We start from the raw sequence: 15,093 nt of genomic DNA, 5'->3' as shown, positions 1-15,093 counted from the left end.
TAACGAATGTTCATCCGGTGATCGGCGCCCCCGCCGGAATGCCGCCTCACATGCTGGCGATCAACCGCTCGACCCGCTCGTCGTACGCCCGGAACGGGTCCTTGCAGAGCACCGTGCGCTGGGCCTGGTCGTTCAGCTTCAGGTGCACCCAGTCGACGGTGAAGTCCCGGCGCTTCTCCTGGGCGTGCCGGATGAACTCGCCGCGCAGCCGGGCCCGGGTGGTCTGCGGCGGGGTCTCCTTCGCCTCGAAAATCTCCGGGTCGGTGGCGATCCGGTCCACCTGCTTGCGCCGCTCCAGCAGCCCGTAGAGGCCGCGTCCCCGGCGCAGGTCGTGGTACGCCAGGTCCATCTGGGCGATCCGGGGGTGCGACAGCGGCAGGTCGTTCTTGCGCTGGTACCGCTCGATGAGCTGGAGCTTGGTCACCCAGTCGATCTCCCGGGAGACCGGGTCCAGGTTGCCGCTCTCCACCGCGTTCAGCACCCGGCCCCAGAGCTCGACCACCCGCTTCGCGGTCTGGTCCCCGCCCCGCCGCTCGACGAACTCGGTCGCCTTGGCCAGGTACTCCTGCTGGATCTCCAGCGCGCTGATCTCCTTGTTCGAGGCCAGCCGGACCTTCCGCCGCCCGGTGATGTCGTGCGACACCTCCCGGATCGCCCGGATCGGGTTCTCCAGCGACAGGTCGCGCATCACCACCCCGGCCTCGATCATCCGCAGCACGATGTCGGCGCTGCCCACCTTGAGCAGGGTGGTGACCTCGTTCATGTTCGAGTCGCCGACGATCACGTGCAGCCGCCGGTACCGCTCGGCGTCGGCGTGCGGCTCGTCCCGGGTGTTGATGATCGGCCGGCTCCGGGTGGTCGCCGAGGAGACGCCCTCCCAGATGTGCTCGGCCCGCTGGGACAGGCAGTAGACGGCACCGCGCGGGGTCTGCAACACCTTGCCCGCCCCGCAGATGAGCTGCCTGGTCACCAGGAACGGGATCAGCACGTCGGCCAGCCGGCCGAACTCGCCGTGCCGGGACACCAGGTAGTTCTCGTGGCAGCCGTACGAGTTGCCGGCCGAGTCGGTGTTGTTCTTGAACAGGTAGATCTCGCCCGCGATGCCCTCGTCGTGCAGTCGCTTCTCGGCGTCGACCAGCAGGCCCTCCAAGATCCGCTCACCGGCCCGGTCGTGCGCGACCAGGTCGGAGACCGAGTCGCACTCCGGGGTGGCGTACTCCGGGTGGGAGCCGACGTCGAGATAGAGCCGGGCGCCGTTGCGCAGGAACACGTTGCTCGAGCGTCCCCAGGAAACCACCCGGCGGAAGAGGTAACGGGCGACCTCGTCCGGGGACAGCCGCCGTTGGCCGCGGTAGGTGCAGGTGACACCGTACTCGGTTTCAAGGCCGAAGATTCGCCGCTCCATGCTTGGAGATTAGTCGCCCGAGGCCCGGGTTGGTCACTGTCGGGCCGTCGCGTTGTGCGGGAACCCGGGTCGCGGCTCGTCCGGGAGCTCCGCCGGGCGGCCGGGCCGGGCCGGTCACCGGCCGGGATCCTCCAGGATGCCGAAGAGGTACTCGCCGTAGCCGCTCCGACACAGCGGCCCGGCCAGCTCGCGGAGCTGCTCGTCGGAGATCAGCCCACTGCGCCAGACCACCTCCTCGATGCAGCCCACCTTGAGGCCCTGCCGCTCCTCGATCACCCGGACGAACTCGCCGGCCTGGACCAGCGAGGTGAAGGTGCCGGTGTCCAGCCAGGCGGTACCCCGGTCCAGCGCGGTGACCTGGAGCCGGCCCGCCTCCAGGTAGGTCTGGTTGACGGCGGTGATCTCCAGCTCGCCCCGCTCGCTCGGGGTCAGCCTCTTCGCGATCTCCACCACGTCGTTGGCGTAGAAGTAGAGGCCCGGGACCGCGTACCGCGACTTGGGTTTCTCCGGCTTCTCCTCGATCGACAACGCCCGCCCGTCGGAGTCGAACTCGACAATTCCGTAACCCTCGCAGTTCGCCACCGGATAGGCGAAGATCCGACCGCCGTCCGGGTCGCCGTTGCGGGCCAGGCTCCGGCCGAGGCCAGCGCCGTAGAAGATGTTGTCGCCGAGGATCAGCGCGACCGAATCACCGGCCAGGAACTCCTCGCCGAGCAGGAATGCCTGGGCAATTCCGTCCGGGCTCGGCTGTGCGACGTACGCCAGCCGGAGGCCCCACTGGGAGCCGTCACCCAGCAGTTGCCGAAACTGCGCCTGATCGCCGGGCGTGGTGATGATGAGAATTTCCCGTATTCCCGCCATGACCAACGTGGACAGCGGGTAATAGACCATCGGTTTGTCGAAAATCGGCATGAGCTGTTTCGAGACGGCCTGGGTGATCGGCCACAGCCGCGATCCGGTACCGCCCGCCAGCAGGATTCCGCGCATTCGCGCAGGTTACCGGGGGTCGGCGCGTGCGAAAGTCAATTCCCCGACAGCTTCGATACTCCGCTGATACCGGCCGGCGCGTAAACTTCCCGAATCATGAGGATCCTGGTGACCGGTGGAGCCGGATTTATCGGTTCTGAATACGTACGCATGTTGCTGACCGGCACCGGTCCCCGGCTCGCGCCGAGCGCCGTCACGGTGCTGGACAAGCTCACCTACTCCGGCAACCTGGCCAACCTCGACCCGGTACGCGACGATCCCCGGCTCCGGGTGGTGGTCGGCGACATCTGCGACCCGGCCGTGGTCGACGAGGTGACCCCCGGGCACGACGTGATCGTGCACTTCGCCGCCGAGTCCCACGTCGACCGCTCCATCCACGAGGCGGCGCCGTTCGTCACCACCAACGTGCTCGGCACGCAGACCCTGCTGGAGGCGGCGCTGCGGCACCGGACCGGCCGGTTCGTGCACGTCTCCACGGACGAGGTCTACGGCTCGATCGAGGAGGGTTCCTGGACCGAGGCGACGCCGCTGGCGCCGAACTCGCCGTACTCGGCGGCGAAGGCCGGCTCCGATCTGCTCGCGCTGGCCTACCACCGCACCTACGGGATGGACGTGGTGCTGACCCGCTGCTCCAACAACTACGGTCCGTACCAGTTCCCGGAGAAGGTGATCCCGCTCTTCGTCACCAACCTGCTCGACGGCGGCACCGTGCCGCTCTACGGCGACGGCGGCAACGTCCGGGACTGGTTGCACGTGCACGACCACTGCGTCGGGATCGCCCTGGTGCAGGACAAGGGGCGACCGGGCGAGGTCTACCACATCGGCGGCGGCACCGAGCTGACCAACCGCGAGCTGACCACCAGGTTGCTCGCCGCCTGCGGCGCCGGCTGGGACCGGGTCACCCCGGTCGCCGACCGGCCGGGGCACGACCGCCGCTACTCGCTCGACATCACCAAGATCAGCGAAGAACTCGGGTACGCGCCCAGGATCGGCCTGGACCGTGGGCTCGCCGAGACGGTCACCTGGTACCGGGAGAACCGCGCCTGGTGGGAGCCGCTGAAGACACGACTGCGCGCCGAACAGACCGGGCGACCCGGGACGGTGCTTCCGTGACCGCCCCGCAGCCCACCGAGCCGTGCTCCACCGAGCAGCCGACCTGGCTGGTCACCGGGGCCGGCGGGATGCTCGGCCGGGACCTGGTGACCGTGCTCTCCGCCCGGTACGCCGGGCAGGTCACCGGCGCCACCCGGGCCGACCTCGACCTGACCGAGCCGGCCGCCGTCCGGGCGGCGGTACGCGGCCACCGGATCGTGGTGAACGCCGCCGCGTGGACCGATGTGGACGGGGCGGAGCAGCAGGAGGCGGCCGCCACGGCGGTGAACGGCACCGGGGTGGCGAACCTCGCCGACGCCTGTGCCGAGGCCGGTGCACGGCTGCTGCACGTCTCGACCGACTACGTCTTCCCGGGCGACGCCGACCGGCCCTATCCCGAGGACGCCCCGACCGCCCCGGTCAACGCGTACGGGCGCAGCAAGCTGGTCGGGGACCTCGCCGTGGCCCGACTGCTCCCGGAGACCGGCTACCTGGTACGCACCGCGTGGCTGTACGGCGCACACGGCCCCAACTTCGTCGCCACCATGCTCCGGCTGGCCGCCGACCGCCCGCACCTGGACGTGGTGGACGACCAACTCGGACAGCCGACGTGGTCGTACGCGCTCGCCGAGCGGCTGGCCGACCTCGGTGCCGCCGCGCTCGCCGGCACCGCCCCGGCCGGGATCTACCACGGCACCGCCGCCGGCCAGACCACCTGGTACGGCCTGGCCCGCGCCGTGTTCGCCCGGGCCGGGCTCGATCCGGACCGGATCCGCCCCACCAGCAGCGACCGGTTCCCCCGTCCGGCCCGCCGGCCCGGCTACAGCGTGCTGGGCCACGCCGGGTGGGCCAGGGCCGGACTGCCACCGATGGCGGACTGGCACGCGATGCTCGTCGACGCACTACAACCGGACGGCACCCTGACCTCCGGTCCCGGCATCCCCGCCCCGGGCCGCTCCCCCGACTTCCGGCTCCCGACCGGCTCGCGGTAGCGGCTCGGAAAGCAGGACGCACCCAAGGCAGGTGACCGCCCCATCTCCCCAGGCGCGACAACCGGAGCGGTCCCCCGACCATCCCACCCAGATCGACCCGTCTCGCCAGGCGCGACAACCGGAGCGGTCCCCCGACCATCTCGCCCAGATCGACCCGTCTCGCCAGGCGCGGCAGTCGGAGCCCTCCCCGGACTGGCCGCGGTTACTTCGGCTTGTCCTTGCCGTTGCCGGACTTGCCGCCGCCGGTCGGCTTCTCCTTGCCCTCCAGGTCCGCCGAGCCGGCGGACTCGGCCGGCTTGTCCGGACCCGGAGCCGGGGGCTTCGGGTCGGCCGGGGCCGCCTCGCCGCCGTCGGCCGTGGCCGGCGCACCGTTGAGCAGCGTGACCAGGGCGGCACCGGTGATCCGGCGGAAGGTACGCCCGACCCGCCGCCGGTCCAGGATCGCCACCTCGAGCTGGCTGGCCGCGATGGTCCGGGGCGCACCACCCTCGCCACCGACGCTGCCCAGTGCCCGTACGGCCAGCCGGACCGCGTCGTTGAGCGACATGTCGAGCCGGTGCTCCTCGCGCAGTGCCCCGGTGACCGCTTCCGCCTGACCGCCCATCGCCATCCGGCCGGGCTCGTCGTTGACCGAACCGTCGTAGGTGATCCGGTAGAGCTCGTCCGCCTCCGGGGTGCTGCCCACCTCGGCGACGCAGATCTCCACCTCGAACGGCTTGGACTGCTCGGTGAAGATCGCCCCCAACGTCTGGGCGTACGCGTTCGCCAGCGCCCGGCCGGTGACGTCCCGCCGGTCGAAGCTGAGCCCGATCGTGTCGGCCATCCGGACCCCTGCGCGGCGCAGGTTCTCGAACTCGTTGTAGCGGCCGACCGCCGCGAAGGCGATCCGGTCGTAGATCTCGCTGACCTTGTGCAGGGCGCTGGAGAGGTTCTCCGCCACGAAGAGCACCCCGCCCTCGTAGCTGAGCGTCACGGCGCTCCGGCCGCGCGCGATGCCCTTGCGGGCCAGCTCCGAGCGGTCGCGCATGATCTGCTCGGGTGAGGCGTAGAACTGCATGGCCACGGCGGCGGTTCTCCTAACCGGTTCTGCTGGCGACGGCGGGTTGGCGGTGCTGCGGGGCGGGTCAGCCGCCCGGGTTCTCCATCCGGGCGGCGACCACCGCTTCGGCGACGGCAGCCGCCTCGGCGTCGGGAAGCCGGTTGGTGCCCTCCGCGGTCGCCGTCATCACCACCGGGTAGATCCGGCGGCTCAGGTCGGGACCGCCGGTGGCGCTGTCGTCGTCGGCGGCGTCGTAGAGGGCCTCGACGGCGATCCGGATGGCCTCGTCGGCGCTCAGCCCGGGGCGGTACCGCTTCTTCAGGGCCGCCTTCGCGAACAGCGAACCCGAGCCGATGCCGTCGTAGCCGGTCTCCTCGTACGGACCGCCGGCCACGTCGAAGCTGAAGATCCGGCCGGCCCGGGCCGGGTCGGTGGCGGCCAGGTCGAAGCCGGCGAAGAGTGGGATGACCGCGAGCCCCTGCATCGCCGCGCCGAGGTTGCCCCGGATCATCGCGGCCAGCCGGTTGGCCTTACCGTCGAGGGAGAGCATCGCTCCCTCGATCTTCTCGTAGTGCTCCAGCTCCACCTGGAACAACCGCACCATCTCCAGCGCGATCCCCGCCGTGCCGGCGAAGCCGACCAGCGAGTACTCGTCGGCCGGGTGCACCTTGCGGATGTCGCGGCTGGAGATCAGGTTGCCCATGGTCCCGCGCCGGTCGCCGGCCATCACCACCCCGTCGGCGGTGGTCAGCGCGACGATGGTGGTGGCGTGCGGGGCGAGGGCGCTGGCGGACCCGGGCGGCAGCGGCCGGCGACCGGGCAGCAGGTCGGGGGCCGCCGTGCTCAGGAACTGCGTGAACGACGATGTCCCCACGTTGAGGAACACGTCTGGTAGACGCCCGGATGGATCAAAAGCCGCTGCCACGTGCTCCCTCTCAGCCTGTCTCATCACGTCGCCCGGATCCCCCGCGTCAGCGCGGGAACCGGGCGAGGCCACCGTTGCGGTTGAAGCAGAGTATCCCCCGGATCTCCCCGGTGCGATGATCGTCGTCGTCGTGTTGCGCCACTCCCGGCGCCGTTCCGGCTCCGGCGTGTCGCGGCGGCGCACCGCCCGGCCACCGCCGTGCCGGTGCGGTCGTCGCGGCCCACCACCTCGCACCGCGCCCGGTTCGGCGTGGGCGGACCCACGCACGACCCGGTCGGGGTACGGCTACTGTCCGCCCTTCTGGACGTAGCCCCGGACGAACTCCTCGGCGTTCTCCTCGAGTACCGAGTCGATCTCGTCCAGCAGGTCGTCGACGTCCTCGGTGATCTCCGCGTGCCGCTCGGCGACCTCCGGGTTCGCCTCGGTCGCGACCTCGTCGACCTCCTCGTCCCGGCGTGCCTTGCCGGACTGCGACTGACCGCCGGTGTCACGGGTAGCCATATCTGCTGCCTCCTCCACGATCGCCTGGGGAAAACTTACCTCGGATGGACGACGAATCCTCCGGCACCGCCGCTGCCGGCGGCGTGCGGACCGGCGTCAGCCACCGGTGATCGTCTCCAGCAGGTCCTTGGCGCTCGCGCACCGGTCGAACAGCGCCCCGACGTGCTTGCGGGTACCCCGCTCGGGCTCCATCATCGGCACCCGCACCAACGACTCCCGGCCGACGTCGAAGATGACCGAGTCCCAGCTCGCCGCCACCACCTCCGAGGCGTACTGGGCGAGGCAGCGGCCCCGGAAGTAGGCGCGGGTGTCCTCCGGCGGCTCGGTCATCGCCGAGCGGGTCAGCTCCTCGGGCAGCAGCGTCGCCATCGAGCCCCGGCTCACCAGCCGGTGGTAGAGGCCCTTTTCCGGGCGTACGTCGGAATACTGCAGGTCCACCAGTTGCAGCTTGTGCGAGGCCCAGCCGAGCTTCTCCCGCTCCCGGTAGCCCTCCAGCAGCCGCAGCTTCGCCACCCAGTCCAGCTCACCGGCACAGAGCATCGGGTCCCGGCCCAGCCGGTCGAGTACGCCCTCCCAGCGTTCGAGCACGTCGGCGGTGTCGTGGTCGAGGTCGTCGCCGTACCGCTCGTCCACAAAGGAACGGATCCGCTCGAAGTACGCCCACTGGAGGTCGAGCGCGGTCAGCCGGCGGCCGTCGCGCAGCCGGATCCGATGCGTCAGCGACGGGTCGTGGCTGACTGCCTTCAGCTCGCCCACCGGGTCGGCGATGGCCAGGTCCGGGGTGAGCGCCTTCTCCTCGATCATCGTGAGCACCAGCGCGGTGGTACCCACCTTGAGGTAGGTGGAGATCTCCGACAGGTTGGCGTCGCCGATGATGACGTGCAGGCGGCGGTATTTGTCGGCGTCCGCGTGCGGCTCGTCCCGGGTGTTGATGATCGGCCGCTTCAGGGTCGTCTCCAGGCCGACCTCGACCTCGAAGAAGTCGGCCCGCTGGGAGATCTGGAAGCCGGGCTGCGAACCGTCCTGCCCGATACCGACCCGCCCGGCGCCGCAGACGATCTGCCGGGTCACGAAGAACGGCGTGAGGTAGGCGACGATGTCGGCGAACGGGGTCTGCCGGCGCATCAGGTAGTTCTCGTGCGAGCCGTAGCTGGCACCCTTGTTGTCGGTGTTGTTCTTGTAGAGGTGGATCGGGTGGGTGCCCGGGATGGTGGCGGCCCGTCGGGACGCCTCGGCCATCACCCGCTCGCCGGCCTTGTCCCAGCGGACCAGGTCCAGCGGGTTGGTCACCTCGGGAGTCGAGTACTCCGGGTGGGCGTGGTCGACGTAGAGCCGGGCACCGTTGGTCAGTATCACGTTGGCCAGCCCGAGGTCCTCGTCGGCCAGCGCCTCCGCCGGGTCGTACGCGGCACCGGAGTAGGTGAAACCCCGGGCGTCCCGCAGCGGGGACTCCTCCTCGTAGTCCCAGCGGGCCCGACCACCCCGAGCCAGCTCCGGACGGGCGCCGTAGGCGTTCACCACCTGCGACGAGGTCACCATCGGGTTGGCTCCGGCCTGGCCCGGCACGGAGATGCCGTACTCCACCTCGGTGCCCATGATCCGCCGAACACTCATGCCGCCGCCTCGCTCCGCTCGGCGCCGCCATGAGGCACAACCACCCTGAGCCTGATGATTCGCTCGCTACGCTCGCTCATGCCGCCGCCTCGCTCCGCTTACCCATGTGTTGAGCCTAGTCCGCGCCGTCGCCGGATTGTTCGCCCGGCGTGTCGACACGGCCACGGTACGCCTTCATCGCCCCTTCGCCCGATTCGGTGTCGGTAATTCCGAGCGTGCGGTGTCGGCCCGCACAGCACTGTGGGCGCCGCGATCGCGGCGCCCACAGATGCCGTCGCAGGTTACAGGTATTGACCGGTGTTGCTCGCGGTCTCGATGGACCGGCCGGCCTCCGCGCCCTTGCCACCGGAGACGAGGGTACGGATGTAGACGATCCGCTCCCCCTTCTTGCCGGAGATCCGGGCCCAGTCGTCGGGATTCGTGGTGTTGGGCAGGTCCTCGTTCTCCCGGAACTCGTCGACGCAGGCGTCGAGCAGGTGCTGCAACCGCAGCCCCTTGCGCCCGGAGGAGAGGAACTCCTTGATCGCCATCTTCTTGCCCCGGTCGACGATGTTCTGGATCATCGCACCGGAGTTGAAGTCCTTGAAGTAGAGGACTTCCTTGTCCCCGTTGGCGTAGGTGACCTCGAGGAAGCGGTTCTCCTCGGTCTCCGAGTACATCCGCAGCACGACCGCCTCGATCATGGCCGCGACCGTCGACTGCGGGTCGTTGCCGTGCTCGATCAGGTCGTCCGCGTGCAGCGGCAGGCCGGTGAGGATGTACTTGGAGAAGATGTCCCGGGCCGCCTCGGCGTCCGGCCGCTCGATCTTGATCTTCACGTCGAGTCGGCCGGGGCGGAGGATCGCCGGGTCGATCATGTCCTCCCGGTTGGAGGCACCGATCACGATCACGTTCTCCAGGCCCTCGACACCGTCGATCTCGCTCAGCAACTGCGGAACGATGGTGTTCTCCACGTCGGAGGAGACCCCGGAGCCCCGGGTTCGGAACACCGAGTCCATCTCGTCGAAGAACACGATGACCGGAGTGCCCTCACCGGCCTTCTCCCGAGCCCGCTGGAAGATCAGCCGGATGTGCCGCTCGGTCTCGCCGACGTACTTGTTGAGCAGTTCCGGGCCCTTGATGTTGAGGAAGAAGCTGGTGTGCTTCTCCTCGCCCCGCCGCTCGGCGATCTTCTTGGCCAGCGAGTTGGCCACCGCCTTGGCGATCAGCGTCTTGCCGCACCCGGGCGGACCGTAGAGCAGGATGCCCTTCGGCGGCCGGAGCTGGTGCTCGCGGAAGAGGTCGGCGTGCAGGAACGGCAACTCGACGGCGTCCCGGATCTGCTCGATCTGGGCCTGTAGGCCACCGATGTCGCCGTAGTCGACGTCCGGCACCTCCTCCAGGACCAGCTCCTCGACCTCGCTCTTCGGGATCCGCTCGTACGCGTACGCCGAGCGGGGCTCGATCATGAGCGAGTCACCGGCCCGCAACGGCGCGCCGATCAGGGTCTCCGCGAGGTGGACGATCCGCTCCTCGTCGGCATGGGAGATCACCAGCGCCCGGTCGCCCGCGCCGCCGGAGGGGCTGTCCAGCACCTCCTTGAGCATGACGACCTCGCCGACCCGCTCGTAGCCGAACGCGTCGACGATGTTGAGCGCGTCGTTGAGCAGGACCTCCTGCCCACGCCGCAGCTCCGCGACGTCGAGCGAGGGTGACACCGCCACCCGGAGCTTGCGGCCGCCGGTGAAGACGTCGACCGTACCGTCGTCGTGCCGAGCCAGGAAGACACCATAACCGCTGGGCGGTTGCGCCAGCCGGTCAATCTCTTCCTTGAGGGTGACGATCTGGGCGCGTGCCTCCTTGAGGGTGTTCACGAGCCGCTCGTTGTTCTCCGTGAGTCGAGCCAGCTGCGCCTGTGTCGCCGCCAGCCGTTCCTCAAGCTGCCGGACGTGTCGAGGGCTTTCGGTCAACTTGCGCCGCACCAGAGCGAGTTCCTCTTGAAGAAACGCGACCTGGGTGGAGAGATCGTGGGCCTCCTTCTCCCACCGTGCGGCGCGCGAGTCCGCGTCGTCGCTGCGTGCCACGTCCCACCTCCCCGGGGGCTTGAACGTTCTGCCCTAACACTAACCGCTATGACGCTGATTCGGTTCCACGCAACACCCTCGTCGCCGAACCTTGATCACTTCGTCAACGACCGGACGGGCCGGCGCCGCCGGATCCGGGTACCGTCGCGGCGTGCCGGACGGGCTTCCCGCGCCCGCGCCAGGCGGCGGCACCGACCCCGCACCGGCACCCCACAAAGCCCGTCTGACCAGGAACTCCGTGCCTGCGGCCGGCCCGCTCGCGGCACCTACCCGAGCCACGCACGAGCAGCCTCGCGGCGCCGCCAGACGTCGCGGCCGACCACCGGACGGATCCGGCGTGCGGTGCGCGATTCCCGGAATCCGCCAGCGGAAGACGGCGCGACCGGACACGGATTCCGGGAAACCCGAAAACCGGTTGGCCGGGCCGCTTCCGGGACACGGCGGGCGGGACCGGGACGTACTCCGGCAGCGGCCGGCTCAGAGGGTCGGACGGCCGACGACCGAGGCGACCAGCCGGGCGAACTCCTCCAACCGGGCGATCTGCCCCGCACCGCCGTCGTCGAGCGTCTTGCCGAACCGCAGCGCGTCGTGCCGGGGCGGTACGTGCGCCTCGTCGCCGGGCACGCCCTCGTCGAGCGAGCTGAGCAGCAGGTAGACGTCGATGCTGTCGACCCGGATCTGGCCGGTCGGGGTACGGCTCAACCGTCGGCGGCAGCCGACCTCGCTGACCGTGGAGACCGGCACCACCCGCAACGACGACGTCATCGAGCCGGCCGGCCCGTCGTCCGGCGGCACGTCCTCGCCGTGCCAGAGGATCAGCCGGCTGCCGTCGCAGATCGCGACCTCCTGCCAGACCCCGTTCACCTCGTTGACGAAGCGCTCCAGGGTGAAGCCGAGCACCGAGGCACCCTTGAGCACCCCGGTCAGCGCCTCCATCGCGACGTCCGGATCGCGCAGGTACGCCCGGGCGGCCGACTCCAGGTCCTGGTACGGCGACCAGTCCGGGAACACGGCCGGCAGGTCTCCCCCGCCGAACGCCGGCCGGCTCATGCCGGCACCCCGGCACGGTCACTCATGCCGGCACTCCACTACGCTCCGCGCCGCCATCAGGCACATCCGCACCGAGCTGGCCGACCCGCTCGCTTCGCTCGCTCATTCGTTCTCCTCGCCGTGCTCGGCACGCCCGCTGATGCGTCGACTCCGGCGGGAAAGGGTCATTCCGCAGCCCTCCCGGCGGTCGCCTCGGCCTCCTGCCGTGCCTGGGCCTGCCGGCGCAGCGCGTACGCCTCGGCGCCCTTGCTCGGCTTGCGGCGGCGCGGCGGCGCGGTGACCCCGGGCGCCAGCCGGCGGCTGGAGACGAGAAAGGCGGTGTGCGCGATCATGCGGTGGTCCGGGCGTACGGCGAGCCCGTCCGCGTGCCAGTCCCGGACCAGCGACTCCCAGGCCCGTGGCTCGGTGAACCCGCCGCGCTCGCGCAGCGCCTCGACCAACTCGGAGAGCTGCGGCGTGGTGGCGACGTAGCCGATGAAGACCCCGCCCGGCACCAGTGCGCGTTCGACCATGTCGAGCGCCTCCCAGGGGGTGAGGAGGTCAAGAATGATCCGGTCGAAACCAGACTCCTGGCAGTCTGCCACGTCGCCTACCCGGAGATTCCAGGCCGGATGCGGTCCACCGAAGAAGGATTCCACATTTCTGCGAGCGATTTCGGAAAAGTCCTCGCGCAGTTCGTACGAGTGCAGTTCGCCGTCCGGGCCGACGGCACGGAGCAGCGAACAGGTCAACGCGCCGGAACCGACGCCGGCCTCCAGCACCTTGGCGCCCGGAAAGATGTCCCCCATCGCGACGATCTGGGCCGCGTCCTTGGGATAGATCACCTGGGCGCCGCGCGGCATGGAGAGGACGTAGTCGGCGAGCAGTGGGCGCAGCGCCAGGTAGGCCGTACCACCGGTCGAGGTGATCACACTTCCGTCCGGCAACCCGATCAACGCGTCGTGTTCGAGCGCGCCGCGATGGGTGTGGAACGACCGCCCGGGTTCCAGTGTGATCGTGTGCATCCGCCCCTTCGGATCGGTGAGTTGGACCCGGTCACCGGGGCGGAACGGGCCTCGGTGGGCCGGCACCGGTGCGGGCGGGGCGGCGGGAACGGCGGTGGGCTGTGCGGTCACTGAGTCATCTTCCGTTTCGGCTCCAGGAGCTGCGCCAGGTCGGCGATATGCAGAACGCCGACCACATCTTCGCCTGACGTCACCAGATACTGCGCGCCCGGGTGGGCCTGCACGGCGTTCACCACCTGCTCCCCGCCGAGCCCGACGGCGAGGCTCGGCACCCCGTCCACGCCCCGGGCCACCGCGTCCACCGCCACCCAGGGCCGGCGCTCCACGGGTACGGCCTCGGCGGCGGTCCGGTCCACCAGCGCCACCAGCCGGCCGGACGAGTCCGCCACGCCCAGCGCCGAGCCGGGCGCTCCGGCGTCCGCACCGCGACGCTGCGCCTCGGCCAGCGGCGTGCCGGTGGGCACCGAGAAGACCGGTCGGGCCAGCCGGGCCAGGTCGATGAGCGGGAACCGCCGGCTGATCCGGGCCGCCCGGATCGTCTGGCCGGCACCCTGCCAGAGGGTGAACGCGACCAGCAGCACCAGGGCCAGCCCCAGCCACGGCAGCCCGCCCAGCCAGGTCAGCAGGGTGAAGAGCACGGCGGTCACGATCGCGACGCCCCGGCCGAACCAGCCGGCCACCTCGGTGGCCAGGTGCCGGTCCCGGGTGAGCGCCCAGACCCCGGCCCGCAGCGCCCGACCGCCGTCCAGCGGCAGTCCGGGCAGGATGTTGAAGAGCGCGACCAGCACGTTGCTGGCGGCGAGTTGGAAGGCGAACTGGTTGGCCAGGGTGCCGTCCGGCAGGGCGAGCGTGGCGCCGACCCCCACCAGCCCGAGCACCAGGGAGACCGCCGGACCGGCCAGCGAGACGAACAGGTCCACCCGAGGGCTCGGCGCGTCCCGCTCCATCTCGGTGTAGCCGCCGAGCAGTTCGAGGGTGATGCCCCGGACGCCGATCCCGTGCCGACGGGCGGTCAACGCGTGCCCCAGCTCGTGCAGCAGCACCGAGACGAGCAGCAGGACCACGAAACCGAGCCCGACGAGATAGCCGGTGAGCTGCGACAACTCGAGCTGTTGCCGGACGAACTCGCCGTACATGACGGTGATCAGGGCCACCAGCAGCAGCATGGAGGGGTTGAGGTAGACCGGGACGCCGAAGACCCGACCGATGGTGAGGCCGGGCCGCCGGGGCGTACCGCGCCGCGGTCGCGAGTTTTCCTCCATCGGTCCGATGCTACGGAACATCCCGCCCGGTGGAACCCGCCGGTTCAGCCGTGGCGGCCGCGGATGATCGGCACGGGTACGCATGGCGGGGCGGGTGGGCCGGGTTCGGTCGTACCCGTGACATAGCCTTCCGGACATGACGGCGGAGACGGTGACATCGCAGACAGCCCCGGGTGGCCCGGCGGAGAGCCCGGCCGGAAGCACACCCTCGGTGCAGGTCACCGCCTCGCTGTCACCGTCGCGGGCGGCCGACTTCAAGACCTGTCCCCTGCTCTACCGGTTCCGCAGCATCGACCGGTTGCCGGAGCGTCCGAGCCTCGAACAGGCCCGGGGCACGCTGGTGCACGCGGTGCTGGAGCGCCTCTTCGACCTGCCGGCCGAGCAGCGGACCCCGGCCGCCGCCGGCGACCTGGTGGCGCCGCAGTGGGACCGGCTGGTGGCCGAGCAGGCGGAGCTGGCCGAGATCTTCACCACCGGCGACCTTGCCGGCCCGGTCGAGTTCCTGGCCTCGGCCCGCGACCTGCTCGACGGCTACTTCACGGTCGAGGATCCGCGCCGGCTGGAGCCGGCCGAGCGGGAGAGCCTGGTGTCCACGGTGGTGGACGACCAGTTGCTGATCCGGGGCTACATCGACCGGCTGGACGTCTCCCCGGACGGCGCGCTGCGGGTGGTCGACTACAAGACCGGCGGGGCGCCCCGCGAGGCGTTCGAGGCTCGGGCGTTGTTCCAGCTCAAGTTCTACGCCCTGGTGCTGTGGCGTACCCGGGGCGTGGTGCCCAGGGTGCTGCGCCTGCTCTACCTGAAGGACGCCGAGGTGTGCGACTACACGCCCGACGCCGAGGAACTGGTCCGGTTCGAGCGTACGGTGCTGGCGCTCTGGCGGGCCATCGAGCAGGCCACCCGGGCCCGCGACTTCCGGCCCAAGCCGAGCCGGCTCTGCGACTGGTGCAGCCACCAGGCGCACTGCCCGACCTTCGGTGGAACTCCCCCGCCGTTTCCCGAGCCGACCGCCTCGGCCGACCCGACGGCCCCGGTCCAGATCCCGCCACCGTCCCGGCCCGGCGCCCGGTCGGCTCCGGCTCCGGCTCCGGCTCCGGCTCCGGCTCCGGCTCCGGCTCCGGCTCCGGCTCCGGCTCCGGCTCCGGCTCCGGCTCCGAGG

General features: G+C 70.7%; 12 protein-coding genes and 1 pseudogene. 3 read left to right on the top strand and 10 right to left on the bottom strand.

Translation table 11 applies throughout. The features are described 5' to 3' along the window. Nucleotides 1–46: 46 nt before the first annotated feature. Both pafA and rfbA read right to left on the bottom strand, forming a co-directional pair. A complete protein-coding gene (gene pafA / locus Pen02_RS12170; RefSeq protein WP_203866097.1) occupies nt 47–1,405 on the bottom strand; it encodes a Pup--protein ligase in 1,359 nt (452 codons plus the stop codon). Nucleotides 1,406–1,519: 114 nt separating this feature from the next. Further along, on the bottom strand, nt 1,520–2,392 hold the full coding sequence (rfbA, locus tag Pen02_RS12165) for a glucose-1-phosphate thymidylyltransferase RfbA (protein WP_203866096.1): 873 nt from the start codon (nt 2,390–2,392) through the stop codon (nt 1,520–1,522). A 96-nt stretch (nt 2,393–2,488) separates the two neighbouring features. Here rfbA and rfbB point away from each other — a divergent pair, with 96 nt between their 5' ends. Both rfbB and rfbD read left to right on the top strand, forming a co-directional pair. After that, nucleotides 2,489–3,505, top strand: a complete 1,017-nt coding sequence (rfbB, locus tag Pen02_RS12160) for a dTDP-glucose 4,6-dehydratase (protein ID WP_203866095.1) — start codon at nt 2,489–2,491, stop codon at nt 3,503–3,505. Next, nucleotides 3,502–4,476, top strand: a complete 975-nt coding sequence (gene rfbD, locus Pen02_RS12155) for a dTDP-4-dehydrorhamnose reductase (RefSeq protein WP_275413569.1) — start codon at nt 3,502–3,504, stop codon at nt 4,474–4,476. Before rfbB ends, rfbD begins: the two co-directional genes overlap by 4 nt. A gap of 202 nt (nt 4,477–4,678) precedes the next feature. Here rfbD and prcA read toward each other — a convergent pair whose 3' ends face one another. The 8 genes from prcA to Pen02_RS12115 form a co-directional block, all read right to left on the bottom strand. Beyond that, nucleotides 4,679–5,539 carry a proteasome subunit alpha gene (prcA, locus tag Pen02_RS12150; protein WP_203866094.1) on the bottom strand — a complete coding sequence of 287 codons (861 nt, stop codon included), beginning with the start codon at nt 5,537–5,539 and terminating at the stop codon, nt 4,679–4,681. A gap of 61 nt (nt 5,540–5,600) precedes the next feature. Further along, on the bottom strand, nt 5,601–6,440 hold the full coding sequence (gene prcB, locus Pen02_RS12145) for a proteasome subunit beta (protein ID WP_203866093.1): 840 nt from the start codon (nt 6,438–6,440) through the stop codon (nt 5,601–5,603). A gap of 285 nt (nt 6,441–6,725) precedes the next feature. Next, complete coding sequence (locus tag Pen02_RS12140) at nt 6,726–6,941, bottom strand: ubiquitin-like protein Pup (RefSeq protein WP_101366062.1); 216 nt, start codon at nt 6,939–6,941, stop codon at nt 6,726–6,728. Between the two features lie 96 nt (nt 6,942–7,037). Next, nucleotides 7,038–8,555: a depupylase/deamidase Dop gene (gene dop / locus Pen02_RS12135; protein ID WP_372445603.1), complete on the bottom strand. Its 1,518-nt coding sequence runs from the start codon at nt 8,553–8,555 to the stop codon at nt 7,038–7,040. Nucleotides 8,556–8,836: 281 nt separating this feature from the next. Next, nucleotides 8,837–10,618 (bottom strand): proteasome ATPase, encoded by a 1,782-nt coding sequence (arc, locus tag Pen02_RS12130; protein ID WP_203866092.1) that lies wholly within the window; start codon nt 10,616–10,618, stop codon nt 8,837–8,839. Between the two features lie 477 nt (nt 10,619–11,095). Next, nucleotides 11,096–11,668 (bottom strand): hypothetical protein, encoded by a 573-nt coding sequence (locus tag Pen02_RS12125; protein WP_203866091.1) that lies wholly within the window; start codon nt 11,666–11,668, stop codon nt 11,096–11,098. A 164-nt stretch (nt 11,669–11,832) separates the two neighbouring features. Next, entirely contained in the window at nt 11,833–12,783 is a 951-nt protein-coding gene (locus tag Pen02_RS12120) for a tRNA (adenine-N1)-methyltransferase (RefSeq protein ID WP_203866090.1), read from the bottom strand. Continuing rightward, complete coding sequence (locus Pen02_RS12115) at nt 12,780–13,934, bottom strand: M50 family metallopeptidase (RefSeq protein ID WP_372445602.1); 1,155 nt, start codon at nt 13,932–13,934, stop codon at nt 12,780–12,782. Before Pen02_RS12115 ends, Pen02_RS12120 begins: the two co-directional genes overlap by 4 nt. Nucleotides 13,935–14,070: 136 nt before the next feature. Here Pen02_RS12115 and Pen02_RS12110 point away from each other — a divergent pair. Then, nucleotides 14,071–15,027, top strand: a pseudogene (locus Pen02_RS12110) (RecB family exonuclease); the annotation flags it as partial. Nucleotides 15,028–15,093 lie beyond the last annotated feature (66 nt).

The organism is Plantactinospora endophytica, from assembly GCF_016862915.1.
In the GTDB taxonomy this organism is placed as follows: Bacteria; Actinomycetota; Actinomycetes; order Mycobacteriales; family Micromonosporaceae; genus Plantactinospora; species Plantactinospora endophytica.
This window is presented reverse-complemented; position numbering and strand designations above follow the sequence as displayed.

Excerpts from the sequence above, each read along its gene's own strand:
- pafA (WP_203866097.1), bottom strand. The coding sequence starts at position 1,405 with ATGGAGCGGCGAATCTTCGGCCTTGAAACCGAGTACGGTGTCACCTGC.
- rfbA (WP_203866096.1), bottom strand. The coding sequence starts at position 2,392 with ATGCGCGGAATCCTGCTGGCGGGCGGTACCGGATCGCGGCTGTGGCCG.
- rfbB (WP_203866095.1), top strand. The coding sequence starts at position 2,489 with ATGAGGATCCTGGTGACCGGTGGAGCCGGATTTATCGGTTCTGAATAC.
- Pen02_RS12140 (WP_101366062.1), bottom strand. The coding sequence starts at position 6,941 with ATGGCTACCCGTGACACCGGCGGTCAGTCGCAGTCCGGCAAGGCACGC.
- dop (WP_372445603.1), bottom strand. The coding sequence starts at position 8,555 with ATGAGTGTTCGGCGGATCATGGGCACCGAGGTGGAGTACGGCATCTCC.
- Pen02_RS12125 (WP_203866091.1), bottom strand. The coding sequence starts at position 11,668 with ATGAGCCGGCCGGCGTTCGGCGGGGGAGACCTGCCGGCCGTGTTCCCG.
- Pen02_RS12115 (WP_372445602.1), bottom strand. The coding sequence starts at position 13,934 with ATGGAGGAAAACTCGCGACCGCGGCGCGGTACGCCCCGGCGGCCCGGC.